Origin of the sequence: Neisseria dentiae (assembly GCF_014055005.1) — a bacterium.
GTDB classification, from domain to species: domain Bacteria; phylum Pseudomonadota; class Gammaproteobacteria; order Burkholderiales; family Neisseriaceae; genus Neisseria; species Neisseria dentiae.
This window is the reverse complement of record NZ_CP059570.1, coordinates 2,131,000-2,145,648: the sequence shown is the minus strand read 5'-3', so window position 1 is coordinate 2,145,648 and position 14,649 is coordinate 2,131,000. Positions and strand designations below refer to the sequence as shown.

The window sequence follows — 14,649 nt, the reverse complement described above, 5'->3', positions numbered from 1 at the left end:
TTTTGGGGATAGCCTTTAGAAGCGGGGTTCTTTTTTCATTTGAACACCGTATCGGTACTGAGCTACTTTGCAGATGGGGATGCATTGTTCAAGTTTTGCAAAGGCGAGTTTGCGGAAGTCTATTGGATAGGTCATGAGCAGATTGTAATTTAAATTAGGGGCTTAGGAAGCAAAATCAGCAAAAATGATGATAAATTTCTGATATGCCTATTAAAAAGCAGGAGGCAAAACCATTGTTTTCGGCATCTTAAAACGGGACGACAAAGTCTATACCGAAATCGTGCCGGATACCTCGAAAGCTACACTGCAACAGGTTATTCGAGGGCGGGTTGCTGTTGAAAGTGTCATCAATACCGACGGCTGGCGCGGCTATCACGGTTTGGTCGATATGGGCTATGAAAAGCACTTCCGGGTACATCATGGCGCAGACGAGTTCGCTCGGGGTGCGCAACACATTAACGGCATCGAATCGTTTTGGGGTTATGCCAAAAACCGCTTGGTTAAATTTAACGGTGTACCGAAACAGACTTTTTATTTACACTTAAAGGGAACCGAATTTCGCTTCAATCACAGGCATGATGATCTGTATAAAGTCTTGCTTAAAATACTGCGAAATCGACCCTTGGGCTAATTTTGCTTCCTAAGCTGTAGGTAATTCTAGCGTTGTTTATACTTTCCGTTTTTTGCATGCAGACCCATTTTGGGATTTTTGAGGGTTGTCAAGAATGCCGAAAGGCACGGCGAAGCCGCATCGTTCTTGAGAATGCTCAAAAATCACGAAACCATCATTCCAGCAAAAAAAACAAAAGTCGTTTGGCATAAAAAATGTAAACAACCCGACCTTTTCCCACACCACCAGCCCCTCGCAAAAAACTCCTCTAAATTCCCTTAAAGAATTCAGAGGAGTTTTTTGATGAGCTGCTTATTCCACCAACAAGCCCAAATCATGATGGGCAAACATATCGACAGCTATCCATTGCTCGGCCAATGGCGCAGCCTCTCCGATCCGGAATTGGAACGCTGTTTAGCCACCCGTCTGGATTTCTACTTCTTCTGCGGGTTTGATGAGGTCTCCTTACCTGACCACAGCACCCTCTGCCGTTTCCGCAATTGGCTGGCACAGGATGACACCTTAGCCCGGCTTCTCGAACTGATTAACTGCCAGCTGACCCAAAAAGGCTTAAAAATAGAGAAAGCCCCGGCGGCAGTGATTGATGCCACCATCATCCAAACCGCCGGAGGCAAACAGCGTCAGGCTATCGAAACCGATGAAAACGGTGTTACCGCCGAAACCTTGCCCAGCAAAGACAAGGATACGCGCTGGGTGAAGAAAGACGGCAAATTCACCTTGGGCTACAAACAACACACCCGCACCGATTCGGAAGGCTATATCGAGAAACTACACATCACTCCGGCCAGCGTCCACGAGTGCAACCATTTCGAACCGCTATTGGCCGGCCTCGCACCCGAAACAACCGTCTATGCCGATAAGGGGTATGACAGTAAAGCCAACCGGGAACATCTGCAAAGCAAACGGCTATCCGACGGCATTATGCGTAGGGCACACTGGGGCAAACCTTTAACGGAGCAGGAGAAACAGCGCAATACGCAGCTATCGAAAGTGCGTTATGTGGTCGAGTAAACCTTCGGTACGCTGCACCGGAAGTTCGGCTGTAAAAGAGCGCATGTGTTGGTTTACGGAAAGTACGGGCGCAAAGCCATTTGAAAGCGGTGTGCCTGAACCTGCTAAAGGCAGCCAACAGGCTTCGTGTGCCTGCTGCTGCCTGAAAGAAAAGGCAATCAGTACCCCGATATGAGGGTTAATTGGGGGCAATATGGACGAAAAACACGTCTTAAAATGAAAAAACGGTTACTTGATTGTTCAGATAACCGCCCGGATGGGGTAGCTGGTATTTCGAAAAGGTCTCAGGCCGTTTGAAAGCTTTCAGACGGCCTTTGCTTTTCTCGTTTGTTAAAAATAAGCAAGTCAATTTTCATATGGCACGCTAATTGCATGTATAGTGTTTATATTTTATAAGAAATGTTAAAAATCAAATGGTATTTGATAATGATGTTTCGATAAACGGCTGATTTGTATCGCAAACGGCAATAATATCAATTTCAATACTATAAATTAAGATATAGATTGAGTGTACATATTTTGCCACCAAGTGACAATAAACGTCAGTTGTAATTTTGTAGATGGGGTGCTGCTTCGGAATTGGCCGGAGGAGTATTGAATAGTTTGAATCCACAGGAATAAAACTTATGAACAAGAATTACCGCAGTATTTGGAACGAGGCATTGGGCGCATGGGTTGCCGTGTCTGAGATTGAAACCGCCAAAGGCAAACCCGTCGGCAGCAGCGTGAAAGCAGCGGGCGGTATCGCCGCGCGCGCAAAACTGGTATTGCGCGTGATTCCGCTGATGTTGGGCATGGTGTTCGGATTGGGCAGTCAGGCGGTTTATGCGGCAGAAGCAACGGTGCTTGTTCCGGGAATCGCCACAACAGCTCCTATTATTGTTAGCACAGTCTCTACCACAAATAATACTGTTACCTCTGAAACGGCAACCTTAATCGGTGCATCAAGAGTGTCTACTTTGGTAATGAACAATAATCCGGCCAACCCGAGACAAGTCGGCTCCACCGTAACAAATGTATGGAGTCCGGACGGGCAAAGCTTGGCTGGCTTGGTGATTGGCCACTCAGCAACCGCCACCAATCACGGCGGAACCGCAGTAGGTGGTGCCGCGGAGGCAACAGGAGATGGCTCTTCTGCTTTCGGTATTTGGGCTAAGGCAACCGGTGGCTATTCAATGGCACTCGGCCCCGGTGCCTTGGCAAGCGGTTATGCCTCTTTTGCCGCACAACGCCAAGCGGCTGCCACAGCCAATCAAACCATCGCTATGGGCACGGTTTCCCGGGCAACCTCGGCAGGAGCCATAGCGATGGGTCAATCTGCAGCTGCTACCGGCCAACAGTCGATTGCAATCGGTGCTGCAGATAATGCAGCATACTCCGACGAACGATATCCTGTTATGAGTTCACATTATGACGAGAGTACTAACACCGAAGCTTCAGGATTAAAGGCAATTGCTATTGGTAGCAGAAGCATCAGCAGTGGCACTCAATCTACAGCCATTGGTAGTGGAAGCAATAGTAGTGGTGCCCAATCTACAGCAATAGGTGAGAGTGCGTTGTCCTCTGCGTTGAAAAGTACAGCCGTAGGCCAAGGTACACAAGCAACTGCCGATGCTACTTTCGCTGCCGGTTCGTCATCATTGGCTTCAGGAGCTGCTGCTTTGGCCATTGGCGATCGTGCCAAAGCAGTTCGTGCGCAAGGCATTGCCATCGGCCAACTTGCTGAATCTTCTAACTCATGGGATATCTCTATCGGTCGTTTTGCGGGTGCTAATCCTGTTGCTCTTGCCATTGAAGGGCGCAATGTTGCCATTGGCGACGGTGCATTAAGATACGGCAGCAATGCAAATAACAACATCGGTTTAGGTACTGATGCGGGTGCCGGTTTGAACGGTGCAGGCAATGTGATTTTAGGTACTTATGCCAATGCCGCTCAAGCGATTGATTCGGCAGTTAGTGCAGGTTCCACAGAATCCCAAATGGGCGTTCAATCCGTTGCTGTTACCTTACCCGGCACAACCAATACGGCGACAGTAAAGGCAGTTTCCGCAAACCACTCGGTAGCAATCGGTTCCCGTGCAATAGCGATTAATTCAGGCTCGGTGGCGCTTGGCCAAATGGCTAAAGGCTTGGGCGCAACAACAGTTGCGGTCGGCAATAGCAGCCGCAGCTTGGGTAGTAATGCTGTTGCTGTGGGTAATACCGCTAATGCGGGAGCAGCCGGCGCAATCGCTATCGGCCAGCAGGCCAATTATCAGCAGGCAACATCAAGTTATAGAATCACCGGACCCAATTCAATTGCCGTTGGTGTAAAAACAAACAGTTCGGCCACGCGTTCGATTGCTATCGGTACTGAAGCGCTTGTGGAAAAAGCCACTGTTACCGGGGGTAAAATTTATGACAAAGCTGGCACTGAATATAATGCATCCGTTACAGGAAGTCTTTTAACAGGTGAAAACTCAATTGCCATCGGCGCATTTAGTGTGGTACGAGGTACCAATGCGGCGGCTATCGGTCAAGCTTCTGAAGCGGTAGGGCAGAACTCTTTTGCGGGGGGTAATGATGTTCATGCAATTGGAAAATCTTCATTAGCCTTGGGGGATGGTGCACGTTCAGAAAATGACAGCACTATTGCCATTGGCTATGTAGCCCGATCTACGCATCAAAATAGCACGGCTATTGGTAATGATGCCCAATCTTCAGCAACAGGTGCTCTAGCTATCGGTAAAGGAACCAGGGCTACAGGGACTGGTAACGTAGTCTTGGGGGTTGACAGCAAAGGTGAGGCGGCCAGCGTTGTGGCTATCGGCAATACCAGCTTGGCCAATCAAGAAAATAGTGTGGCTATCGGCAATAAAGCGACGGCGCAAGGTACGGGCAATGTCGCTATCGGCACTAACTCAGGTAACGTGGATACCAAAACATATAGCGGTACCGTAGGCAGTAATACAGTATTTGTCGGTGTGGATGCAGGTCGTAATGCAACTGGTAACCAAGGACAAGTAGCGGTTGGTTGGCAGGCTGGGCAAGGTTCTATTGGAACCTTTAACGTGGCGTCCGGTTATCAGGCGGGTCAGTTTATCAATGGCTCGAACAATGTTGCTATTGGCAAGCAAGCTGGACAAGGTACGGGTGTGCCACGTGTGAGCGCAAGCGATACAGTAGCTATCGGTACGGAAACCAAAGCAACTGCTAATAATGCCATTGCTATCGGTAAAGGTGCTCAAGCCACTGGCTTGCAATCTATTTCCATCGGTGTGGGCAATATTGTTTCCGGCGCCAACTCCGGTGCACTGGGTGATCCTTCTCATATCACTGGCATCGGAACCTATGCCATCGGTAACGATAACGGATCGGCAGACAATCCTATTGCCGCCGATAATGCAGGTGTGTTCGGTAATTTGAACCGGATGACAGCTGATGCCGACAATAGCCGTGCAATCGGTAACTACAACCACATCACCACCGACAGCACTTATGTATTGGGTAGTGGCATCAACTCCGATCCCGCCGGCAATACATTGGGCGTCACCGTGGCCAATTCGGTATATTTGGGTAATGACAGCCAAGTTGCCGGCGGTGCAGCAAATGCGGCGGGCACATTGTTTAACACCGATATTCTGAATGCGACCGGCAGCACAACCAGTGCTGGTGCCACAGGCACGGTAAGTTCGGCTACGGTTAACAATATAACCTATGAAGGCTTTGCCGGCCAAACAGCTGTTGGCGCCGTAACGGTGGGTGCGGCAGGATCCGAGCGCCGTATCCAGAATGTGGCCGCAGGCGAAATTTCTGAAACCTCAACCGATGCCATCAACGGTAGTCAGTTATATTTCGTGGTAGAAAAGCTTCAAGATGCCCAAACACATTATTACAGTGTGAATGACGGTGGAAGCCAAGGCGCCAACTACGACAATAAAGGCGCAACCGGAACTAACTCACTGGCGGCCGGTGTAGCAGCACAAGCAGTTGCGCTTAATGCTACGGCGGTCGGTCATTTGGCCAATGCTGCGGCAGACAATGCAACCGTATTGGGTAATGAGGCAACGGCCACAGCTAAGGATACCGTAGCCGTCGGCCAAAGTGCCGATGCAACTGCCGACAGCGCGGTTGCCGTGGGTAAAAATGCCCAAGGTGCGGGCAACTTTGCCGTATCTATCGGTTTGGATTCTCAAGCAACCAACGATGGTGCCGTGGCCATGGGTTCGGGTGCGGCTGCAGACAATACCTATACTGTGGCTATTGGTAATGATGCCAAAGCCCTGCAAGATGGTGCAACGGCACTTGGCCGCCTGGCTAAAGCCGAATCGGAGAAAAGCTTGGCGTTAGGCACTGAAAGCCAGGTTACCAGCCTGAAAGGTATTGCCATCGGTGTTAATGCCAAAGCGTTGGGCGGAACTGCCGGAACCACCAAAACAGGTAATATTGCTATCGGTAATGCGGCTCAAACCGAATCCAATGATTCTGTGGTAATCGGCACCAATGCCCAAGCAACGGTTAGCGCTGAAAATGCTATTGTTATCGGTAAGAATGCAGCAGCAAACAATGGTGGCGGCAATAATTCTGTTGCTATCGGTAAAGACGCCGTGGTTACTGCCGACGGCAGTATCGCCTTGGGTGAAGAAGCAAAAGCAACCGCATTCACTACCACAACAGGAGTGAGCGTGCCCGCAGCCGGTATGATTACCGCCATCGGCTATAAAGCATCGGGCAGCGGTATGGGATCTGTAGCGTTGGGCAGCAATGCTTCCACTACCCAAAACGCTGTTTATAGCGTGGCCATCGGTAACGGAGCGACCGCAGGGTCAACCGATGCATCCGGTGCGGCTCTGCGAGGCGGCCGGTATGGTGTGGCAGTAGGTAATGGCGCAAAAGCAATAGCTGATAACTCGGCTGCTTTCGGCCCGAGCGCTCAAGCTCAAAACACCGGTTCTTTGGCACTCGGCCATTCTGCTATAGCAAGCGTGGATAGCGGGGTTGCATTGGGCGCAAACAGTTTGGCCGATGTAGCCGGCGGAATGGTTGGTGCTGATCCTCTGCTCGCAGCAAGCGATAAAAACAACAGCACTTGGACATCCAGCGCATTATATGGTGCGGTTTCCGTAGGTAGCAGCGCGCATGGCATTACCCGCCAAATTACCAATTTGGCAGCCGGTACACAGGATACCGATGCCGTTAACGTTGCCCAATTGAAAGCGGCAGGCTTTAATTTGGCCACTTCCGCTTCAAGCGGCGAACAGGTTGACAATACTGCCTCCACCGCAGATAAAAAGGTTCAAAACGGCGAAACCGTTACCGTTGATGCGGGCAAAAACATCAAGATCACCCAAAATGCCAACACAATCTCAGTGGCTACCAAAGATGATGTCAGCTTCACCACCGTTACCGCGCAAGATGCACAAGGCAATAGAACCGTGTTGGGCGCCAACGGCGTAACCATTACCCTGGATGGCAGCCAAACGCCGGTAAGCCTGACTTCAAGCGGTTTGAACAACGGCGGCAACGTGATTTCCAACGTGGCTAACGGCTCGGTTGCGAAAGGCAGCACAGAGGCGGTTACCGGCGACCAGCTGTATGCCATTCAACAGCAGTTGAGTAACAGTGTCGGTTCAGTCAATCAAGGTTTGAACTTCACCGGCAACAGCGGCAACTTCAACCGCAAGATGGGTGAAAACACTACCATCAAAGGCACATTGGCGAACGACGTAGCCGCATCGAGCAGCAATATCCGCACTGTGGCCGACAGCAGCGGCAATATCGAAATCATGTTAGCCAACGCGCCGACCTTTACAGGCAAAGTAACGGCCCAGGGCCTGGATGCGGGCGGCCAGAAAATCACCAATGTGCAGGCAGGAAGCGATGGTTTAGATGCGGTTAACGTTCAGCAATTGCAAAGTGCCATGAATAATATATCAGTGGCAACACAAAACGTGATTAATGCCAATTCGCCGTTTTCTTATGTGAACAGCCAAGGCGAAATGCTGCACCGTTCTGTTAATCCGGACGGTAGCGTAACATTTACAAAATCTGCCGATAACACTCCCTATACCGGCTCCGATATCAGCATTGCCGCCTTAAATGCACAAGCTCCGCAGTCAACCATACCGACAACGTTGGGCAACATCAAAGCCGGTACGCAGGCCAACGACGCAGTAAACGTTAGCCAGCTGCAAAACACCGTTGCCGCTCTCGGCGGCGGCGCAGCCATCAATAGTGACGGCACATTCAAAGCTCCGGTTTACAACATCACCGGCACCACCGGTGCGGTTGCTACCGTTAACAGCGTGGGCGATGCGTTAACTGCATTAAACACTGAAGTAACCAAAGCGTTAACCTTCTCGGGTGACAACAGCATCGTAAAAGTTGGGCGCAAACTGGGCGAAGAGCTGGCCGTTAAAGGCGGTGCCGCCGGCAATCTCACCGACGGCAACATCGGCGTTACCGGCAGCACAGCCGACAACAGCCTCTTGATCAAGCTGGCCGAGCAAATCAATCTCGGCGCGGCAGGCAGTTTGCAAACCGGTGGTACTACGGTAAATAACGATGGTATTAAAGTTGAAGAGGCGGGCAAACAAACCGTCAGCCTCACTTCAGACGGCCTCAATAACGGCGGCAACAACATTACCAACGTGGCCGCAGGCAAAGCACCTGCCGATGCTGTTAATGTATCTCAGCTGACCCCGATTGCCCAAGCATTGGGCGTAAGCGTGAACAGCGCAGACGGCACGGTAGCAGCCCCGTCGCTGGTGGTAACCAAGGCCGACGGCAGCAAATACGACGGCTCCACTACCATCCAAGGCGCATTGGACAACATCGGCACCGAAATCCAGAAACCGATCAACTTTGCCGGCAACAGCGGCAGTTTGGCCAAAAAGCTGAGCGAAACCTTTACCATTAAAGGCGGCTTGGCCGACGGCGCGTCAGCTTCAAGCGGTAACATCCGCACCAAAGTGGATAACGGCGAAATGGTAATCGAGCTGGCCGAAAGCCCGAAATTCGGCGGCGTAACCATTAACGATAACGGCAAAATTACCGGTGTAACTTCCGGCAATGTGGCCCAAGACAGCAAAGAGGCCGTTAACGGCGGCCAGCTGTATGCCCAAGGCGAAGGTGTGAAAAACATCATCGGCGGCACGACCGTTTATAACCCCGATACCGGCGCCTACACCAACACCGATATCGGCGGCACCGGCCAAGGCAACATCAACGATGCCATCGCCACAGTTAAATCTATTGCCGATGCAGGTTGGAACCTGACTGCCCAAGGAGCAAACAGCAGCAAGGTTGGCGCAGGCGAAACCGTTGATTTGCGTAATGCAGACAACAACATCACCGTAACCAAAGCCGCTGATGCCGACACCGTTACCTTCGATCTGGCCGATGCCATCACAGTAGACAGCGTAACCGCAGGCGGCACCGTGCTGGACGGCAACGGCCTCAAAGCAGGCAGCTTAACCGTAGGCACTAACGGCAAGATCAGCGGTTTGGAAGCCGGCAGCATTGCCGCCGGCAGCAAAGAAGCCGTTAACGGCGGCCAGCTGTACGGCACGGCCGACAGCGTAGCCAACGCCTTGGGCGGCGGTTCGACAGTGAATGCCGACGGCACCGTCAGCGCACCGTCCTACACCATCATCGACCCGGCCACCGGCAACAGCAGCGTTGCCAACAACGTAGGTGATGCCCTAACCAAGCTGAACGGCGCGGTAAACAGCCCGTTAACCTTTGCAGGCGACAGCGGCAGCAATGTCGAGCGCAAACTCGGCACCACCGTTAACCTCAAAGGCGGCGCCACCGGCAGCTTAACCGACAACAATATCGCGATTGTGGCCGACGGCACCGACACGCTGAACATCAAGCTGGCCAAAAACCTGAGCGGTTTGGGCAGCATCCAAACCGTAGATGCAGACGGCAACAGCACTACCGTTAACGGCAAAGGCATCACCGTAACCCCCGCCGACGGCAGCAGCCCCGTCAGTCTGACTTCAGACGGCATCAATGCCGGCGGTAAAACGGTTGCCGGCGTAGGCGAAGGCAAAGCAGACACCGACGCCGTTAACGTAGCCCAACTGAAAGCCGCAGCAGCAGCTTCGGCCAACAAAGTGGCAGCGGGCGACAACATCGAAGTGGCTGAAAAACAGAACGACGACGGCAGCACCACCTACACCGTGGCAACGGCCAAAAACGTCAGCTTCGACAGCGTAACCGCAGGCGGTACCGTGCTGGACGGCAACGGCCTTAAAGCAGGCAGCTTAACCGTAGGCACGAACGGCAAGATCAGCGGTTTGGAAGCCGGCAGCATTGCCGCCGGCAGCAAAGAAGCCGTTAACGGCGGCCAGCTGTATGCCCAAGGCGAAGGTGTGAAAAACATCATCGGCGGCACGACCGTTTATAACCCCGATACCGGCGCCTACACCAACACCGATATCGGCGGCACCGGCCAAAGCAACATCAACGACGCCATTGCCGCAGTTAAATCTACTGCCGATGCAGGTTGGAACCTGACTGCCCAAGGAGCAAACAGCAGCAAGGTTAGCGCGGGCGAAACCGTTGATTTGCGTAATGCAGACAGCAACATTACCGTAACCAAAGCCGCCGATACCGACACCGTTGTCTTCGACCTGGCCGACGCCATCAGCGTAGACAGCGTAAAAGCAGGTAACACCACCGTAAACAACAGCGGTGTGCAAGTAGGCGACAAGGTTGCGTTGGCTTCAGACGGCCTCAAAGCGGGCGACTTAACCGTAGGCAGCAACGGCAAAATCAGCGGACTGGAAGCCGGTAGCGACGACAAAGACGCCGTCAACGTAGCCCAATTGAAAACCGCAGCAGCAGCGTCGGCCAACAAAGTGGCAGCGGGCGACAATATCGAAGTGGCCGAAACGAAGAATAACGACGGCAGCACCACCTACACCGTGGCAACGGCCAAAAACGTCAATTTCAACAGCGTAACCGCAGGCGATACCGTGCTGAACCAAGACGGCGTCAAAGTCGGCAACGATATAGCCCTGGCTTCAGACGGCCTCAAAGCAGGCAGCTTAACCGTAGGCACGAACGGCAAGATCAGCGGTTTGGAAGCCGGCAGCATTGCCGCCGACAGCAAAGAAGCCGTTAACGGCGGCCAGCTGTACGGCACGGCCAACAGCGTAGCCAACGCCTTAGGCGGCGGTTCGACAGTGAATGCCGACGGCACCGTCAGCGCACCGTCCTACACCATCATCGACCCGGCCACCGGCAACAGCAGCGTTGCCAACAACGTAGGCGATGCCGTAACCAAGTTGAACAGCGCGGTGAACAGTCCGTTAACCTTCGCAGGCGACAGCGGCAGCAATGTCGAGCGCAAGCTCGGCACCACCGTTAACCTCAAAGGCGGCGCCACCGGCGATTTAACCGACAACAACATCGCGGTTGTGGCCGACGGCACCGACACGCTGAACATCAAGCTGGCCAAAGAGCTGAGCGGTTTGGGCAGCATCCAAACCGTAGATGATGCCGGCAACAGCACTACCGTTAACGGCAAAGGCATCACCGTAACCCCCGCCGATGGCAGCAGCCCCGTCAGCCTGACTTCAGACGGCATCAATGCCGGCGGTAAAACGGTTGCCGGCGTAGGCGAAGGCAAAGCGGACACCGATGCCGTCAACGTAGCCCAACTGAAAGCCGCAGCAGCAGCGTCGGCCAACAAAGTGGCAGCGGGCGACAACATCGAAGTGGCTGAAAAACAGAATGACGACGGCAGCACCACCTACACCGTGGCAACGGCCAAAAACGTCAGCTTCGACAGCGTAACCGCAGGCGATACCGTGCTGAACCAAGACGGCGTCAAAGTCGGCAACGATGTAGCCCTGGCTTCAGACGGCCTCAAAGCAGGCAGCTTAACCGTAGGCACGAACGGCAAGATCAGCGGTTTGGAAAACGGCAGCATTGCCGCCGACAGCAAAGAAGCCGTTAACGGCGGCCAGCTGTATGCCCAAGGCAAAGGCGTAGAAACCATTATCGGCGGCGCCACCCAATATGATCCGGCCACCGGCACCTACACCAACGCCGATATCGGCGGCACCGGCAAAGGCAACCTCAACGATGCCATCGCCGCAGTGAAAGCCACTGCCGACAAGGGCTGGAACCTGACTGCCCAAGGAGCAAACAGCAGCAATGTCGGTGCGGGCGAGAGCGTTGATTTGAACAACAGCGACGGCAACATCGTTATCAGCAAAACCGCAGCCGACGATAACGTAACCTTCGATCTGGCCGATGCCATCACAGTAGACAGCGTAACCGCAGGCACGGGCGTCAACCGCGTGGTATTGGATGATGCAGGCGTGAGCGTAGGCGGCAACACCTACATCAGCGGCAACGGCATCAACGCCAACAACCAGAAAGTAACCAATGTGGCTTCGGGCAGCGTAGCCGCAGGCAGCACCGATGCGGTTAACGGCGGCCAGCTGTACAACACCGCTGCTTCCGTAGCCAACGCCTTAGGCGGCGGTTCGACAGTGAATGCCGACGGCACCGTCAGCGCACCGTCCTACACCATCATCGACCCGGCCACCGGCAGCAGCAGCGTTGCCAACAACGTAGGCGATGCCTTAACCAAGCTGAACGGCGCGGTAAACAGCCCGTTAACCTTCGCAGGCGACAGCGGCAGCAATGTCGAGCGCAAACTCGGCACCACCGTTAACCTCAAAGGCGGCGCCACCGGCAACTTAACCGACAACAATATCGCGGTTGTCGCCAACGGCACCGACACCTTGAGCATCAAGCTGGCCGAAACCGTCAACCTGGGCAGCAACGGCAGCGTAACCACCGGCCAAACCGTGTTGAACAACGACGGCGTTAAAGTCGGCAACGATGTAGCGCTGACTTCAGGCGGCCTCAAAGCAGGCGATGTGAATATCACATCGGCAGGCATCGACGCCGGCAACAAACAAATCAGCGGAGTGAAAGCCGGTGAGCAAGACACCGATGCCGCCAACGTAGCCCAACTGAAAGCCGCAGCAGCAGCGTCGGCCAACAAAGTGGCAGCAGGCGACAACATCGAAGTGGCCGAAACGAAGAATAACGACGGCAGCACCACCTACACCGTGGCAACGGCCAAAAACGTCAATTTCGACAGCGTAACCGCAGGCACGGGCGCCAACCGCGTGGTATTGGATGACACAGGCGTGAGCGTAGGCGGCAACACCTACATCAGCGGCAACGGCATCAACGCCAACAACCAGAAAGTAACCAATGTGGCTTCGGGCAGCGTAGCCGCAGGCAGCACCGATGCGGTTAACGGCGGCCAGCTGCACAACACCGCAGCTTCCGTAGCCAACGTGTTCGGCGGCAACGCCACGGTTAACACCGACGGCAGCGTGAGCATGAGCAATATCGGCGGCACGGGCGCAAACAATGTGAACGATGCCATCGCAGCGGTGAACCAGGCGGCGGTTGAAGCCAAAACCACCGTAAGCGCAGGCGACAACATTGTGGTGGCGCAAAGCACCAATGCCGACGGCAGCACCAACTACACCGTTTCAACCGCTAAAGATTTGGCGGTGGACAGCGTGAAAGCCGGCGATGCCGTGCTGAACAACAGCGGCCTGAGCATCGCCAACGGCCCGAGCATTACCGCAAGCGGTTTGGATGCGGGCGGCAAGAAAATCACCAACGTAGCCGACGGTGAGATTTCCGCCACCAGCAAAGACGCCATTAACGGCAGCCAGCTGTATCAGGCTTACCAAGTGCTGGGTGGCAATGCCAACGCCATTAATACCATCACGGCTCCGGCTACCGAAAACGCCGACGGCACCACCACTCCGGCCGGCACCGTAGTAACTGTGGTAACCAACCCCGACGGCACGAAGACGACCACCACCGAAACCAACCAAACCGTGGCGGTTTCAACCGATAAGGGCGGCAACCAATACACGCTGACCACTTATAACGTGGAAGGTCAAAACACTTACGTTACCAACGACGTGATTCAGGCCGTGGGCAAGATGAACGAGCAAGGTATCAAGTTCTTCCACACCAACGATGGTGTAGTGGAGCCCGTGGCACAAGGCCATAACACCGAAGACTCCAGTGCTTCGGGCGCATATGCCACAGCCATCGGTTACCAATCGGTAGCCAGCGGCGAAGGTGCGGTGGCGATGGGTAACACCTATACCGCATCCATTCAGGTTGACGGCGCGCAAGTAACCGAAGTGAAAGATGCCGGCGGCAACGTAACCGGTTACGCACAGAGCACTGTAGCCAGCGGCACCCGTGCCATCGCCATGGGCACAGGCTCGCAAGCACTGGCTGAAGACAGCATCGCCATCGGTACCGGCAACGTGGTAACCGGCAAGCAGTCAGGCGCTATCGGCGACCCGACCGTAGTTACCGGCGACAGCGCTTACTCTATCGGTAACAACAACACGGTTTCCGCCGACAATGCCTACGCATTGGGCAGCAATATCAAGGCTACTTTGGCGAATTCCGTGTACTTGGGCGATAACGCTTCGGCAACCGCCGTACACACCACCGCCGGCGGCGGCAACTACACCTTCGCAGGTGCCAATGATGCCAACGTGGCCGGTGTGCAAGATGCGGTCGGTGTGGTAAGTGTGGGCACCGAAGGCGAAACCCGCCAAATCCAAAATGTGGCCGCAGGCGTGGTGTCCGCCACATCAACCGATGCCATCAACGGCAGCCAGTTGTACTACACCAACGAAGCCATCAACAGCGTGGCCAACTACACGGTGAACATGGGCAACCAGCTCAACCAGCGCATCGACGATGTGGAAAACCGCTCGAACGCAGGCGCAGCCACCGCCATGGCCGTAGCCGGCCTGCCGCAGGCTTATATGCCCGGTAAGAGCATGGTGGCCGTAGCAGGCGGCGTATATCGCGGCGAAAGCGGCTATGCCGTGGGTTACTCCAGCATTTCCGACAACGGCAACTGGGTAATCAAAGGCTCCGCCACCGGCAACTCGCGCGGCCATTACGGTGCCACCGCAGGTGTAGGTTATCAATGGTAACAAGGC

Annotated in this window: 2 protein-coding genes and 4 pseudogenes; all 6 read left to right on the top strand. The window is 54.1% G+C overall.

Annotated features, from left to right (window positions below):
• Positions 1–217: 217 nt before the first annotated feature.
• Positions 218–631 (top strand): annotated as a pseudogene (locus tag H3L92_RS10025) (IS1595 family transposase); the annotation flags it as partial.
• Between the two features lie 282 nt (positions 632–913).
• Positions 914–1,788, top strand: a pseudogene (locus H3L92_RS10020) (IS5 family transposase).
• Positions 1,789–2,268: 480 nt separating this feature from the next.
• Positions 2,269–3,183: pseudogene (locus H3L92_RS13650) on the top strand (ESPR-type extended signal peptide-containing protein); the annotation flags it as partial.
• A 70-nt stretch (positions 3,184–3,253) separates the two neighbouring features.
• Positions 3,254–3,472, top strand: coding sequence for a hypothetical protein (locus H3L92_RS13395; RefSeq protein ID WP_245945428.1), 219 nt, complete (start codon positions 3,254–3,256; stop codon positions 3,470–3,472).
• A 149-nt stretch (positions 3,473–3,621) separates the two neighbouring features.
• Positions 3,622–4,857, top strand: a pseudogene (locus H3L92_RS13645) (hypothetical protein); the annotation flags it as partial.
• A gap of 21 nt (positions 4,858–4,878) precedes the next feature.
• Positions 4,879–14,643: a YadA-like family protein gene (locus H3L92_RS10015; RefSeq protein WP_245945427.1), complete on the top strand. Its 9,765-nt coding sequence runs from the start codon at positions 4,879–4,881 to the stop codon at positions 14,641–14,643.
• Positions 14,644–14,649 lie beyond the last annotated feature (6 nt).

What these genes read in the sequence shown, in the direction of transcription:
- H3L92_RS13395 (WP_245945428.1), top strand. Translation starts at nt 3,254, where the DNA reads ATGCTACTTTCGCTGCCGGTTCGTCATCATTGGCTTCAGGAGCTGCTG.